This window comes from Psychrobacter sp. P11F6 (genome assembly GCF_001435295.1).
Lineage (GTDB): Bacteria > Pseudomonadota > Gammaproteobacteria > Pseudomonadales > Moraxellaceae > Psychrobacter.
Map to the genome: position 1 here is coordinate 2,332,038 of NZ_CM003594.1, position 14,072 is coordinate 2,346,109.

A 14,072-nucleotide genomic window follows, 5' to 3' on the forward strand; every position below is an offset into this window, starting at 1 on the left:
CGCCGTATAATAAGCCAAATTTTAGCAGGCGATTTCAAATTGTCATGCCTGCTATTTATTAAGATGATGAACCATTGAAACTATTTATTAAAAACATTCATTAAAACTGTTTAAGGAACCCTATATGAGTACCAACACCGATACAGGTAACGACCACATTCTCTCTTCCGATAATATTCATTACTTGCATCATGATTTTTTTGAACCAAGCCATGAAAACACAGCGGTAAAAGCCACGTTACTGATTGTCCACGGTATGGCAGAGCATAGCGGACGTTACGCAGACTTCGCTCAGTTTTTAGCGGATAATGGTATCGCAGTGGCAACTTATGACCATTTGGGACATGGAAAGACCGTCAAAACATCAGCAGATTTAGGTTTTTTTGGTGAAGAGCATCCAGTACAGTCCCTGCTAAAAGACGTCATTGTCATGGCAGATAGCTTAAAAAACCGCCATCCTGACGTGCCACACTTTGTAATGGGTCACTCTATGGGCTCGTTTATTGTGCGTAATGTCCTAAAGCACCATGCACACAATTTTACAGGTGCTATTTTGATGGGTACAGCAGATGCCAACCCCTTGACTAAAGTACTACTCCCAGTCAATAAAGTACTGGCAAAAGTAGCACCCAAAAAACCAAATGCAATGTTTGCCAAGGTGATGAATAAAGTCTTGAATAGTAAGCTTGAAGATCGCATCTCTTCATCAGAATTTGCATGGTTAACTGAAAATCCTGCCGCCATTGAAGCCTATGAAGCAGATCCCTTAACGGGCTTTGATTTCACCAATAATGGCTTTATGACATTATTCTTTCTGATGGAAACTGGCTTAAACAAAGGCTGGGCAATGACTATTCCAAAAAACTTCCCGATGCTATTTATCAGCGGCGAAGATGATCCTATTGGAGATATGGGTAACGGCATCCGCAAAATTGTCACGCGCTTAAACAAGCAAAATTTCAGTCAAGTAGATATCCAACTCTACCCAAACATGCGTCATGAGCCTTTGCATGAAAAAGACCACCAAACCGTTTATGAAGATATCTTAGAATGGATAGAAAGCCATAGCTCAGACAATTAACAGCAGCGCTCATCTTGGCGGTTAACTCGTTTGCTAAAAGTCGCCAAATTAGCGACAATACGGTAAGCAAGTTTTTACGCCAAGTCATGCGAGTTATTTAACGATAATATATGCTTTACCTTCCACTAACTTTAGGAACCTTTATGTCATTACAACAAACCATCGAACAAGCCTTTGAAAAACGCAATGAATACAGCCCAAGCACGATGCCACAAGACGTGCGTGATGCTATTAATCAAGTGCTTGAGCAACTAGATAACGGCACATTGCGCGTTGCAGAAAAAAAGGATGGCGAATGGGTCGTCAATCAATGGGCAAAAAAAGCCGTTTTGCTCTCTTTTCGCTTAAACGACAACTATGTTCAGGCAGCGGGCGAACATGTGCAATTCTATGACAAAGTTCCGACTAAGTTTGCCAACTGGACCGAAGCACAGTTCAAAGAATCAGGCGTACGTGTTGTACCACCCGCTGTTGCTCGTAAAGGCTCGTTCATCGCAGCAGGCGCGGTATTGATGCCGTCGTATGTCAACATCGGCGCGTATGTCGATCAAGGCGCGATGGTAGATACGTGGGCGACCGTGGGTTCATGTGCCCAAATTGGCAAAAACGTCCATTTATCAGGTGGCGTTGGTATCGGCGGCGTATTAGAGCCATTACAAGCGAATCCAACTATCATCGAAGACAATTGCTTCATCGGTGCACGTTCTGAAATCGTTGAAGGCGTAATCGTCGAAGAAGGCGCTGTTATCTCGATGGGTGTATTTATTGGTCAATCAACGCGCATTTATGATCGCGAAACGGGTGAAATTCATCGTGGCCGTGTACCAGCAGGCTCTGTTGTCGTACCGGGTAGCTTGCCATCAGAAGATGGTACGCATAGCTTATATGCTGCTATCATCGTCAAAAAAGTCGATGCACAAACCCGCGCTAAAACATCAGTCAATGAGTTATTACGTTTAGCTTAGTATTTTTGATACTTAGAGTTTCGTACCCAAACCGTACGGACAGCGACAGATCCTCTTTATTAAAGACGCTGAAGAAAACTTCAGCGTCTTTTTTGCAGCTTAATAGAGGGTGGTGCGTTATAATCCCTTTTTTTGGTTTGGCTTTATCCAAACGCAAAACGCCCATACCAGAACTTGCCTTTTTATTACCATTGATAAATGCCTCATCCCATTAGCAATCTTTAACTGTATTTGACATATTATGAGTGAATCACTATTACGCACCGCCGCCATTCCTGTCACTGATCCTGAAGCGGGTCTACGTTTGACAGAAATCTTTTATTCTTTGCAAGGTGAAGCGCTGACCTCAGGCTTGCCAACGATATTTGTACGCTTGACTGGCTGTCCACTTCGCTGTGTCTATTGCGATACTGAATACGCCTTTACTGGCGGCGAGCGGCAGTCGCTAGAAACCATTATAGAGACCATCAAAAGCTATCCTTGCAAGCGTATTTGTCTGACTGGCGGAGAGCCTTTAGCTCAGCCGAACGCCATTGAACTAATGAAGCGCTTACTGAGCGACGGTTATGAAATCTCGCTTGAAACCGCAGGCGCGCTCACGGTAGCAAACGTGCCAAAAGCGGTCAGTAAAGTCATGGATCTCAAAACGCCAAGCTCAGGCGAAGTCGATAAGAATCTATGGTCAAATCTCGACCACCTCACTCAGCATGACCAAATCAAGTTTGTCATCATGAACCGTACTGATTACGACTGGGCAAAAGCTATGTTGATCGAGCATGAGCTAAACGATTTGGTCGGAACGGTTTGGTTCTCTCCGATGTTTAATGTCGCAGAGGATATCGGCGACGACGGCAGCCCCGATGTACCTTTGTTGGCGCGCGAACTCGCAGAGTGGATGTTGGCTGACGCTCTGCCCGTACGCTTCCAATTGCAACTGCATAAAATCATCTGGGCAGATGCTAAAGGCAAATAATAGCCCAATCATCTAAATGGATATTCAACATAAATAGCGACCCAAGGATAGGAATATAGGTATGGTCAAACTCATTTTATTGGGCTTATTATCGGGGGCATTTTTTAGCTCGACGTTTGTGTTAAACGAAGTTATGAGTGCGGCTGGTGGGCATTGGTTTTGGTCAGCTAGCCTTCGCTATGCATTTATGTGGCTAATACTCACGGCTATTATAATTATGCAGCATGGTTTTGGGCGTATTACAGAGCTGATGACTATATTCCGTCAACATTGGGGCTTTTGGTGTATTACGGGCAGTATTGGTTTTGGAATTTTTTATACAGGAATATGCTACGCGGCTGATCATGTCGCAGGCTGGGTAGTCGCCGCGACCTTTATGTTTACAGTGGTCGCAAGCCTACTCGTTTTGCTAGCATTCGGACAACGTTTTGATAAAAAATTCATTGCATATGCGTTATTAGTATTTGCTGGCGTGGTACTGGTCAATATCAGTGAAGGACTGCATGCTGCTTCTTTGCTAGATGCTGATGCAGTGCCTATGAAAGATATGCTGCTTTATGGTGCCGTGCCTGCCCTAGTAGCTGCCTTTAGCTATCCCATTGGTAACCAGTTGGTTTGGCAGGTATCTTACAACGCTCGCAAGCGTAATGCCGCGCCTACTAGCACTCAAAAAATTGATATCCAAGCCAACGAGATTAGTAAAAAAACAACCTCACTTATTACAGAAGCACCTGCGTTGTCAGCCGATATGAGTTATACGGCGGACGCGGTCGATTCCTTAAACCTTAACCACCCCACTCAAACCTTGCCGAGCTCTTTGCTGCAAACTTTAATCGCACGTATACCTGCTATCAAAACCACCCTCCTACAAAATGCCTTTAACAAAGTATGGTTAATGACCTTGGGCAGTCTGCCATTTTGGTTGGTTTTGGGTCTTGTCGTTCATCCGGATTTGCCTGATACTAAACAGGTATTCAATACCTTACTTGTGGCTTTATTGGCAGGTGTGGCGGCAACCAGTATCTTTTTATATGCCCGTGAAAAAGCGGAAACTTCAAGCGAAGTGGCTGGGGTTGATGCCACTCAGGCAAGTGAAGTGATATTTGCCTTAATTGGCGGTATGCTATTGCTCAATAATACCCTGCCATCAGCTATGGGCTTAATAGGTATTGCTCTGATTATCGTTGGGCTTATTCTATTTGCAAAAGATGGCTAAACTACTACCTAAAGTTAGGTTAACTCTATTTAAATTATTGATATAAACAACTTCAAAACCAAACTAGTCCAGCCCAGCCCAGCCAATCTATTTTGATGGCCATTATATTGGTAATATAATCATGGTTAATGATTTAATTTTTCCTGATATTTTATTATATTTATTAGATATGGTTGGTGTGATTGCTTGTGCGATCGCAGGTACACTGCTGGCACAGCACAAAGGCTTTGATATTGCTGGCTGTATCTTGGTTGCGATGGTCAATGCTATCGGCGGCGGTACACTACGTGATATGGCGCTAGACCGTCATCCGCTCTTTTGGATGACTGACCTCAATTATGTGATCGTCATCACAGTGACATCGCTTATTTTACAAATATTCTTTCATCTGTATCATAAGATTGATAAGGCATTGAAGCTGTTTGATGCCATTGGGTTAGCGGCTTTTAGCGTGATTGGTTTTAAGATAGCATTGACACAAGATATGTCAGCTATTATCGCTATTATGATGGGGGTTTGGACGGCTATTATTGGTGGTCTGCTACGCGATATCATCTGTAATGAGATACCACTGTTACTTCAACGCGAGATTTATATCTCTGCTAGTATTGTAGGTTCGATCAATTATCTGCTGCTTGACCGTTTGGGTGTAGATGCTGGATTGAATGAATTTATTATGCTGGGCGTTATCTTTGCTGTACGGATGCTAGCATTGCGTTTTGATTGGCACCTGCCTTCTATACGTTTGGTAAAATAAGACCGATTCATATGGTTTAAACACTAGGGCGTGTCCTCAATTCTATCGTTTACTTTCTAAATGGGCTAAAAATAATCAGACAATCATCATACAAACTTAGTGAGACTTGCTCATGCTGGCTATCGCATTGAACCCTTCAGCACTAATCACTACGTTTGACCCACGCTCTCTCATTTATCTTTTTGATATGATTGGTATTATCGCTTGTAGTATTTCAGGCACGATACTGGCAAAACATAAAAATTTCGATGTTTTTGGTTGTTTACTGGTGTCTATTGTCACCGCTATCGGTGGCGGCACTGTGCGTGATGTCATTTTAGATCGCCATCCCCTATTTTGGATGGTGGATATGAGCTACCTGACTGTTATCACCATCTCTTCATTAGTGATGCAAATATTCTTTCACCCCAACTCTAAACGCGTTAATAAGTTCCTCAAACTCTCAGATACTATTGGACTGTCAGTTTTTACCTTAATCGGTATCAAGGTTGCCGATAGTATGGGTGCAAATGTGCCCGTGGCATTATTACTTGGGGTGATCACCATTATTGTCGGCGGTATCATCCGCGATATGATCTGCAATGAGATTCCGCTGGTGTTGCAGCAAGAGATTTATATTTCGGCAGCCTTGGTTGGCGGCATCCTCTATTTTGCACTACACAATCTGGGTGTGACAGCTTGGATTGCTGACATCGCTACTATGGGTACGATTTTTACCTTACGCATGCTCGCTATTCGTTATGACTGGCAGTTTCCAACCATCGAATGGAAATACTAAAAAAGCGTCAACCTTAAACAAAGTCGACGCTATATTTGCTACTGGTTGAGTATCTTATAATAAGATAATGCCATCATTCCTGTACGACTGCTAAATCCCTTATCATCAATTGTAGACTTTGTTTGCCGTTCCACTCGTTGATGTCTAGCTGAAATAATACATGCACTTTTTCTGCACGATAATCCCATATCTCGCTATCAAAGTTAAAATAAATTGCTTCAATCGGATATTGCACATCAGGGTAACGCAGCGACAGTTTAAGGTGCTTGTCTTTTAATATCTTAAAGCTTAACACTTCAAAGACCCCGTCAAATATTGGCGGTGCAAAGCCATGACCCCAAATATTGGCATCAGCTAAGTGTTCAGCAAACCACAAGCTAAAGTCACTCGCCTGCAACGCGCCATCAGTGAATTTTTGCTCAGCAAACACCTCATTATCCATCTGTGCCATGACGTCATTAAAAGCCATAACAAACCCATCAAAGTTACGACGTTTGATCGTTAAGCCTGCTGCCATCGCATGACCACCAAAATGACTGATTAAATCAGGATGGCGCTCGGCAACCTGCTCAATCGCATCACGAATGTGCACGCCAGCGATAGAACGCGCCGAGCCTTTGATAAGGTCATCTTCAGCAGTACGCTCTGTATTCGCGGGTGCAAAAACGATACTTGGCAAATAATGACTTTCTTTTAACCGTCCAGCGACGATGCCGATGACGCCTTGATGCCAATCATCTTGGTATAAAACGATACTGCGTTTATGATTATTATTCGTCTTTTTCTCAGATCTATTTTGAACAATAATATCGCCGCTTTCATTGTTATCCGCCGTAGCCTCATCGTCCACGTCTGTATCAGCAGCGGCTAATGTCTGTACGATGCTATCCGCTTGCGCGCGCATCTCACCTTCTACCTGTCGACGCGTCCGGTTTAACTGCTCAAGCTCTTGCGCCAAACGCTGCGCCGTACTCCAGTCATCCGTCAACAAACACTCAATACCGATGCGCATATTGTCCATACGACCAGCGGCGTTGATACGAGGTCCTAAGACAAACCCAAAATCCTGTGCCTGCAACTGCTTAGAATCCCGCCCTGCTTGTTCAAGGAGTGCCAAGATACCGAGCGAGCAGCGCCCTTGGCGGATAGCCGCCAGTCCATGATGCACTAAAATGCGATTGTTTTTATCAAGCACCCCAACGTCAGCAATCGTCCCTAATGCCACCAAATCCAAATATTGACTCACTTGCACGGTAGATTTACCGGCTTCGCGGCGCAGCTTGGCTAAGCGTCCAAGCACATAAAATGCCACACCCACCCCTACGAGCGCTTTACTGCTAAAGTGACAATCGAGCTGATTGGGATTAACCACAGCCTCCGCAGGCGGTGTTTCTTTAGTCGTCAAATGATGATCAGTAATAATCACGGTGATGCCATCGGCTTGCGCACGTGCCACGCCTTCATGGCTTGAGATACCGTTATCGACGGTCACTATCACCTCAGGATGATATTTCTCAATACCCAATTCGACAATTTCTGGTGTCAAACCATAGCCGTACTTAAAACGGTCGGGCACTAAAAAGTCAACGACTGCGCCCATTTTTGTGAGCGCGCGCATCATCAATGCGGTACTGGTCGCACCATCACAGTCAAAATCGCCCACGATAAGGATACGCTGACCGTCATCGATGGCGACGTCTAACAGACGCACTGCTCCTGTGACACCATGTAGCATTTCAGCTGGCAATAGCGCAGAAAGTTGCGTCTCTAGCTCATCAGGCTGAGTAATGCCGCGACCTGCGTATAAGCGGGCAAGCGTCAATGATTGGGCGGCAAGTGGTTGCAGCGCGGCGGGCAACTCGTCGATGCGAGTGCTGGTATAACGGGGGGTTAAATTTAGCATGTGCATATTCTACTGGCTTTGGCAGAGGGTCACAATGACAATTTTTGGTGGCTTGGTTTATCGTTTTTTGTTGCAGTACATTGTGATAAGCCATATTTTAATACTAGCATGGAGCAAATAATTCATACTCTGTGCATATTATACGCATAATATTTCATTTACAAAAACGGTGCATAGCGACTGCATTTTTCTGCATTTTGCTACAAAGCAATGATTGTATGCCGCTCAGAAATCCATAAAATGGTAAACAACTGAGATACTTGCTATCTATTGAGATTTTTTATTTGATTTTTTATTTTAACCATTTATAAGGATGTTTTATGAAAACCACACCACTGGCTGAAAAACTACCAAATACCATTGACCCTAGCTTGGATCTCGAACAAGTAAAAAAGGAATGTCAAAAGTTGGTTAAAAAACGCGCCAAATATTCTGCTGGTGTTGCCATCGTTCCTGTGCCATTTTTTGATGTTGCAGTAGATGCAGGTATGCTTACTCAACTATTACCTGACATTAGCGAACGATTTGGCTTACTTGAAGACCGTAAGGCAGCAGTTGATTTAGAATCACGAGCCATTCATTGGGGCGCATTAAAAGATCGTACTGTCGATTTTGCAGGGTTGATGGCGACACGTGGTATTGTTAAAAAGACCGTACAAGGCTTCGGTGGTCGTATCGCTGCTAAACAAGTAACGAAATTTATCCCACTAGGGGGTCAAATGGTTGCTGCTACAATGGGCTATATGATTTTCAAAAAAATCGCCAATGACCACATCAATGAGTGTTACAAGCTTGCAAAAGATATTCAGCAAAAGCAACACGGTAAAAATGTCTAAAACAGTTAAAAAACTGACATCAACTTTATAAAATAAAACCAGCTAAGAGCCATTGCCTTAGCTGGTTTTTTTGTGCTGAGTTACGTATATATGGGTTTGAATCGGCTGCTTTGCGCAGAATGCTATTAAGCTAAATAGCATTAACAGTGGAAAATGGCAAAAATCACCACCAAATATAGCAATACTTCATGAATATTTCACCTCTCTCGGTTAATGAACTCGTTAAAGTAAGATAAATTTTATTCATGGATTCTTGTATGCTGCACTTTAGCGTAGATAGTTATGAGCTCACGTCAACACTGATATTGCTATTGGGTTGCATCATTCTTTTCATCGCCAGTATTTCTGCGGCGTTTAATCACCGTTTTGATGGTTGTTCGTGGGAACACCTCACCACTTGGTTATTTATCGTCGGTGGTTTATTGATGATTGCTGGTTATATTGTTTATAAAGCCTATGCATATTATCACCCTTATGCGTGGCTGGATTGATAATATCGATCCTCTATAAAAAATGGCTTCATTCTGTGCTAGTAGTGGTTAATAATGTCATGCACTGATTTTGCTGATAATATACGACCTGCTTGGAGAAAATACATGTCAACTAGCAAACATCAACTCGTACCAAATGCCAGTTTCTATTAAGCATAAACCTTAAAACCAATGAAAATATTAAAGGATCAGACCCATGAAAAAAATCTTAATATCAACGGCTATGCTCGCTACCCTCGCTCTATCTGGATGCACAACGACTGGTGGCATGAATAATAATGCAGGTACTGCTATCGGTACTGCAAATGAGATTGGTATGAATGTCTTTAAATCAGCGATTGATAACCAATGCCGCAGTCAGATTGAAAAGCAAACTGCATGGCAGGTTGCTAGTATTGCGATGACTGATGCTCAGGAAGAAACTGTTAAAACCAACGTCTGTGGCTGCGTTAGTGAGCAAGCGCCGCAGCAAGTGACACTCGTTGAATTGGGCAATGCTGCTATCGATTCGCAATATCGCACACAGCTGGTCACGAAAGTCGTCGCAAAATCTCTACAAAGCTGCTATACCAGTTTTATGAAATAAAATATGATATATCTACTGATGTACAGTAGATATAGTTGTACAACATTCAAGTTTTAAGACATTAAAATAAAACCATAAAAAGGGTGCGTTATAAATAACGCACCCTTTTTATTGCTAAGTCTTTGTACCATCCACTTATCTTATTAACTTGGCTTAGAACTTGTTTTTGTCAACTGGACTCTGTGACAGCGCTGCTGTAAAAGGCAGTATTTTGCTGCGACTAAAATACTTAGAAGAGCTATCAATAATCTTGTCTACTTCTTTGATCAAATCATTAATAACGTCATCATAAACGCCATGATATAATTCAGTTTCGAATGCCGTAAAGGGATGCTTACGTGATGCCGAGCCGACCTCTGTCACGCCTTGCTTACTATAAAAAATATCGACTCGACCATCACTGTTGAGTACACAATTTAATACTCCGCCCTCTAGCTCCATCTCTACTCGCTCAGGCATAAAAATATAATCGTCTACATTGATGAGTTTTTTTTCTACTTCTCTCTTAAAAAATGATTTGATATCAAACATGGATATATCCCTGACCTTAAAATTATAATATACGTTAGCACGCCTGATTTTATGACTATTACCAGGCATTCGACTGCATGCTTGTTCATTCGTGCTTTATGAATCAATACTATAAGATGACGTGATATTTTTTAAGACAGGATATGTAAAACTGCGTTTGATGTTGGTAAAAATAGAATGTTAGCTGTAGCTCCTTAATCCTATTGCAATAAACAAAGGAAGTGGCAAACTAGGCAACTCCCCTTTTCTAATGATGAAACTACTCTATCTGGCTTAATCACACCCAGCTTTTCTCACGAAACGATTTCAACACCTCAACAAACACTGCCATCTCATCAGCTCTGCCAAGCGTCAAGCGATTAAAGCCAGTGATAGGCGCAAACTCGCGACCAACAGCGATGCCATGGTCGCACATTCTATCGATATAGGTTTGTACATCGCCCTTGATTTCGTGAAATATAAAGCTGGCTTGTGATGGTAAGTAGCGTAGTCCAAGCTCATCCAACGTCTGCTCAACCAGCTGACGCGATTGATTGGCAGTATGCAAACTCAACGCCAAAAATGCCTCATCATCCAAGGTTGCTATCGCAGCGACAGCACCAGACAGATTGGTATTATCTACTGAGATAAACGCCTCTAGCTCAGTGATCATTTGCGGACTGGCAACGGCATAGCCGACACGCATACCCGCTAGCGCACACAGTTTGGAGAAAGTCCGAACCACGATAATATTGTCTGAGCGCTGCTCTCTTATCCACGCAATCCCACTCTCAAAACTTGGGTCAGTGACATATTCTGAGTAGGCTTCATCTAGCAAGAAATAATGATGGTCTGGTGCCGTTCCTACCCACGCTTTTAACTCATCTGTGTTAGTAATCGTCGCTGTAGGATTGTTGGGATTGCAGAGATAAAACAAGCTTATACCATCAAAATCATTAGCCACTTTTTGCATATTTTGTAAATCAAAAGAATAGCTTTCAGGCATCAGTGCTACTTTTACCACGGGCACATTGATAGAGGTTGCATATAGTTCCGCATAAGCAAAGGTTGGGTGCGGCACAATTACTTGAAAATTTCTGCCTTCCCTTAACGCTTTGTTTTGCAGCATTTGTACGACGGTGCGGATATTCTCACTGGAGCCACTGCCTAGAGATATTTGACTTTCAGTCACGTCATTAATTTTCGCAACTTTAGTGATTAAGGCTGCACGCTGGTCATCTGGATAACGAAAGCCGATGTCTAAAGCATCGATAACCGCTTTTTTGGCAGAGTCTGCCATACCCAGTGAGTTTTCGTTAGAGTTTAATTCTATTAATGGATTGGTAAGCACAATAGTAATACGCCTAATTGATACCCATACCAAATATGCGATGAATAATATCAAACTCGCTCAGCCAGCGGACGTAGCACTTGTGCTCGTCTTTTTGCTACTCTGATTATTTAGTAAGGTTTATATATGGATGGTGAGATGCCTTCTGATAATAATGGTTATGGTAAGTGGCATCTACCCTGATTATAAGCGCTCTGAGCGATGAAACTCGTTAGCAGCTGTTATGAGTAAGATGCTCATTTATTGATAGTATCTATTAAATAAAAAAGAGCCACCCTATAGGCAGCTCACTTTGTAAAATTCTTAGCATTTTTGCTAATACTAGGGCGTGTCCTCATTTTAAAAATGGTGATAAACATGAGATAAATTGCCGTCAAACAAGGAAAGTAGCGCAAATAATATCGAGATATTAAAAAGCTATTTGACGATGTTTGGCAAAATTTAGCCATTTTTAGCCCATTTAGCAAGTAATCGATTGAATTGAGGACACGCCCTAGTCTTGCTAGTTTATCGATATTTCAAATTAGCAATTTTGTAATGCACTACTTAGACCCAGCCTTTTTCACGGAACAGCTTTAATACTTTAATAAATTCTGCCATCTCGTCAGGCGTGCCAAGCGTCAAGCGATTGAACCCTGTAACAGGTAGGAACTCGCGACCAACCTTGATGCCATGGTCGCGCATTCTATCGATATAAGTTTTTAAATCACCTTTTATTTCATGAAAAATAAAATTGGTCTGTGAAGGTAAATAACGCAATCCAAGATCATTTAATACTGCCTCAATCATCTGGCGCGACTGATTGGTATTGCGCAAACTTAGCGCTAAAAACTTGGCATCATTTAACGTCGCAATAGCAGCAACCGCACCTGACAAGTTGGTGTTGTCCATAGACATAAACGCTTCGACAGCCTCGATTGCTTGCGGGTTAGAAACTGCGTAGCCCACTCGCATACCTGCTAAGGCACATAACTTTGAGAAAGTATGGATAACAATAAGATTGTCGGATAACCCTTGTTTCACCCACTCAATACCGCTCTCAAAGCTTGGATCTGATACGTACTCTAAGTAAGCTTGATCTAATAAAAAGTAATGGCTATCTGGTGCATTACTTATCCAAGTTTTAAGCCTTGAAGTTGATGTAATGATGCCAGTTGGATTGTTCGGATTGCAAATATAAAGTAGGCTGATGCCATCAAAATCGTCAGCTGCTTTTTGCAGTTCATCAAAATCATAATCATAGTTTTCAGCGGTTAATGGTATCTTGACCACAGGCACGCCAATGGAATTTGCATACATCTCTGCACAATCAAACGTTGGCACAGGAATCACCATTTGAAACTGCTTGCCCTCTTTTAATGCTTTGTTTTGCAACATTTGTAAGGTAGCTCGAATATTTTCAGTCGAGCCATTGCCTAAGGAGATTTGGTTTTCTGCCACACCATGGATGGTGGCAATTTTGCTAATGAGCGCCGCGCGTGGATTATCTGGATAACGAAAGCCCTCACCTAAAGACTCTATAATGGCTTGTTTGGCAGAATCTGCCATGCCTAGTGAGTTTTCATTCGCATTTAATTCTAAGAATTTGTTATTTTGCATGATGGATTATGTGCCTCAACGTCCGTTGTTATAAGTTCATATTGCTCATTGATATCATATTAAGGGGCATTTGGTATAAACACAAGTTTTGATACAACCAATTATTAGTTATTAATCCATACCTATAAAGCACTTCCTTTTAATCCTAATATTAGTCCAACACAACAGACAGTCATTTGTTGTCACCTATACTGCTATGAAAAATAGGACGCAAATTACCAAAAAAATGCTTTCAAGCTATGATCGTTCAGCCTTTTGATTTTATATATAGAGCAGCTACCTGCCTTAAGTTAGCAAATTTAAAGCTACGTTTAATACTAGCGAGTATATAATAGTTATAATTTGTTATGACCACATGAATTTTTTGAAATATATAAGTATGAAGGGAGCATATGAAATGATGAGCGAAGAAGAGTCTTACTTGCAAAAAATACGCATAGAACATGAAAGAAAATTCTTCTTCTTGAATCATAATTTAGGTGCTGAAGTTCACTGGTTATTTACTCAAGCACTTTCGGCATTGGACTCCGAGCTCTATTTACCAGCTTGCACAAGCTTTATAAATGGCATTGAAGCTTCTCTCAGAATAACTATGTCTCAAATTAAAAAGCCATATATAGTAACTGAACTTGATAACATACCTACTTTAAGCAATAGCCTGTTACTAGCAGCTCAAAATAATGGGCTGCCTATAGAAGCCCTAGCCTTTCCAGAAGAAAGTCTGTTTTTGGACAATTTAAACTCTAAAAAACCAAATAAAACTGATGTGGAAATAGTGCGGATAAGACACAATCTTTGCCATGGTAATTTTTTGGAATATACAAATCCTGAATTCTTTACCCCTGAATGTTGTCGTCCATTAGCGCACCAACTTCATGATTTGTGTTGTGAATGGACAGTACAGCTAGGTAAATTCAGAAAAGAACTATTTAGAAAATCAAATCAGATCTAATATATTTATTAAGTAAAAAAAGCGAGCTAACTATCTGTTAACCCGCCTACTGTTTTTATATTCTAAATCTTACC

The 14,072-nt window shown here is 41.7% G+C and carries 14 protein-coding genes; 10 read left to right on the plus strand and 4 right to left on the minus strand.

Features of this window, described 5'->3' with window-relative positions; all coding sequences use genetic code 11:
* Window positions 1-124 precede the first annotated feature (124 nt).
* The 6 genes from AK822_RS09605 (at window position 125) to AK822_RS09635 (ending at window position 5,770) form a co-directional block, all read left to right on the plus strand.
* A complete protein-coding gene (locus AK822_RS09605) occupies window positions 125-1,081 on the plus strand; it encodes an alpha/beta fold hydrolase (RefSeq protein ID WP_060491476.1) in 957 nt (318 codons plus the stop codon).
* 143 nt (window positions 1,082-1,224) lie between these two features.
* Window positions 1,225-2,046, plus strand: coding sequence for a 2,3,4,5-tetrahydropyridine-2,6-dicarboxylate N-succinyltransferase (gene dapD, locus AK822_RS09610; protein WP_060491477.1), 822 nt, complete (start codon window positions 1,225-1,227; stop codon window positions 2,044-2,046).
* 241 nt (window positions 2,047-2,287) lie between these two features.
* Window positions 2,288-3,019 (plus strand): 7-carboxy-7-deazaguanine synthase QueE, encoded by a 732-nt coding sequence (queE, locus tag AK822_RS09620; RefSeq protein ID WP_060491478.1) that lies wholly within the window; start codon window positions 2,288-2,290, stop codon window positions 3,017-3,019.
* A gap of 61 nt (window positions 3,020-3,080) precedes the next feature.
* The gene (locus AK822_RS09625) at window positions 3,081-4,235 is read left to right on the plus strand and encodes a multidrug resistance efflux transporter family protein (RefSeq protein ID WP_060491479.1); all 1,155 of its coding nucleotides are present in this window, start codon (window positions 3,081-3,083) and stop codon (window positions 4,233-4,235) included.
* A gap of 121 nt (window positions 4,236-4,356) precedes the next feature.
* Entirely contained in the window at window positions 4,357-4,992 is a 636-nt protein-coding gene (locus tag AK822_RS09630) for a trimeric intracellular cation channel family protein (protein ID WP_060491480.1), read from the plus strand.
* Window positions 4,993-5,104: 112 nt separating this feature from the next.
* Window positions 5,105-5,770, plus strand: a complete 666-nt coding sequence (locus AK822_RS09635) for a trimeric intracellular cation channel family protein (protein ID WP_060491481.1) — start codon at window positions 5,105-5,107, stop codon at window positions 5,768-5,770.
* Window positions 5,771-5,843: 73 nt separating this feature from the next.
* Here AK822_RS09635 and recJ read toward each other — a convergent pair whose 3' ends face one another.
* Entirely contained in the window at window positions 5,844-7,673 is a 1,830-nt protein-coding gene (gene recJ / locus AK822_RS09640; RefSeq protein ID WP_060492261.1) for a single-stranded-DNA-specific exonuclease RecJ, read from the minus strand.
* 320 nt (window positions 7,674-7,993) lie between these two features.
* On the opposite strand from recJ, the gene AK822_RS09645 reads away from it, so the two are divergent.
* The 3 genes from AK822_RS09645 (at window position 7,994) to AK822_RS09655 (ending at window position 9,586) form a co-directional block, all read left to right on the plus strand.
* The gene (locus tag AK822_RS09645; protein ID WP_055123847.1) at window positions 7,994-8,509 is read left to right on the plus strand and encodes a hypothetical protein; all 516 of its coding nucleotides are present in this window, start codon (window positions 7,994-7,996) and stop codon (window positions 8,507-8,509) included.
* A 257-nt stretch (window positions 8,510-8,766) separates the two neighbouring features.
* A complete protein-coding gene (locus AK822_RS09650; protein WP_060491482.1) occupies window positions 8,767-9,000 on the plus strand; it encodes a hypothetical protein in 234 nt (77 codons plus the stop codon).
* A 196-nt stretch (window positions 9,001-9,196) separates the two neighbouring features.
* Window positions 9,197-9,586, plus strand: a complete 390-nt coding sequence (locus AK822_RS09655; protein WP_060491483.1) for a hypothetical protein — start codon at window positions 9,197-9,199, stop codon at window positions 9,584-9,586.
* Window positions 9,587-9,739: 153 nt separating this feature from the next.
* On the opposite strand, the gene AK822_RS09660 is transcribed toward AK822_RS09655, so the two are convergent.
* The 3 genes from AK822_RS09660 to AK822_RS09670 all read right to left on the minus strand — a co-directional run bounded on the left by AK822_RS09660 (window position 9,740) and on the right by AK822_RS09670 (window position 13,046).
* Window positions 9,740-10,117: a hypothetical protein gene (locus AK822_RS09660; RefSeq protein WP_045445293.1), complete on the minus strand. Its 378-nt coding sequence runs from the start codon at window positions 10,115-10,117 to the stop codon at window positions 9,740-9,742.
* 277 nt (window positions 10,118-10,394) lie between these two features.
* Window positions 10,395-11,447 carry a pyridoxal phosphate-dependent aminotransferase gene (locus tag AK822_RS09665; RefSeq protein WP_228139008.1) on the minus strand — a complete coding sequence of 351 codons (1,053 nt, stop codon included), beginning with the start codon at window positions 11,445-11,447 and terminating at the stop codon, window positions 10,395-10,397.
* A gap of 546 nt (window positions 11,448-11,993) precedes the next feature.
* Window positions 11,994-13,046 (minus strand): pyridoxal phosphate-dependent aminotransferase, encoded by a 1,053-nt coding sequence (locus tag AK822_RS09670; protein ID WP_060491484.1) that lies wholly within the window; start codon window positions 13,044-13,046, stop codon window positions 11,994-11,996.
* A 397-nt stretch (window positions 13,047-13,443) separates the two neighbouring features.
* Here AK822_RS09670 and AK822_RS09675 point away from each other — a divergent pair, with 397 nt between their 5' ends.
* The gene (locus tag AK822_RS09675) at window positions 13,444-13,998 is read left to right on the plus strand and encodes a hypothetical protein (protein ID WP_060491485.1); all 555 of its coding nucleotides are present in this window, start codon (window positions 13,444-13,446) and stop codon (window positions 13,996-13,998) included.
* Window positions 13,999-14,072 lie beyond the last annotated feature (74 nt).

Bases quoted from the DNA above. Each gene is read 5' to 3' on its own strand.
- AK822_RS09605 (WP_060491476.1), top strand. From the start codon at position 125: ATGAGTACCAACACCGATACAGGTAACGACCACATTCTCTCTTCCGAT.
- dapD (WP_060491477.1), top strand. From the start codon at position 1,225: ATGTCATTACAACAAACCATCGAACAAGCCTTTGAAAAACGCAATGAA.
- queE (WP_060491478.1), top strand. From the start codon at position 2,288: ATGAGTGAATCACTATTACGCACCGCCGCCATTCCTGTCACTGATCCT.
- AK822_RS09625 (WP_060491479.1), top strand. From the start codon at position 3,081: ATGGTCAAACTCATTTTATTGGGCTTATTATCGGGGGCATTTTTTAGC.
- AK822_RS09630 (WP_060491480.1), top strand. From the start codon at position 4,357: ATGGTTAATGATTTAATTTTTCCTGATATTTTATTATATTTATTAGAT.
- AK822_RS09635 (WP_060491481.1), top strand. From the start codon at position 5,105: ATGCTGGCTATCGCATTGAACCCTTCAGCACTAATCACTACGTTTGAC.
- recJ (WP_060492261.1), bottom strand. From the start codon at position 7,673: ATGCTAAATTTAACCCCCCGTTATACCAGCACTCGCATCGACGAGTTG.
- AK822_RS09645 (WP_055123847.1), top strand. From the start codon at position 7,994: ATGAAAACCACACCACTGGCTGAAAAACTACCAAATACCATTGACCCT.
- AK822_RS09650 (WP_060491482.1), top strand. From the start codon at position 8,767: ATGCTGCACTTTAGCGTAGATAGTTATGAGCTCACGTCAACACTGATA.
- AK822_RS09655 (WP_060491483.1), top strand. From the start codon at position 9,197: ATGAAAAAAATCTTAATATCAACGGCTATGCTCGCTACCCTCGCTCTA.
- AK822_RS09660 (WP_045445293.1), bottom strand. From the start codon at position 10,117: ATGTTTGATATCAAATCATTTTTTAAGAGAGAAGTAGAAAAAAAACTC.
- AK822_RS09670 (WP_060491484.1), bottom strand. From the start codon at position 13,046: ATGCAAAATAACAAATTCTTAGAATTAAATGCGAATGAAAACTCACTA.
- AK822_RS09675 (WP_060491485.1), top strand. From the start codon at position 13,444: ATGATGAGCGAAGAAGAGTCTTACTTGCAAAAAATACGCATAGAACAT.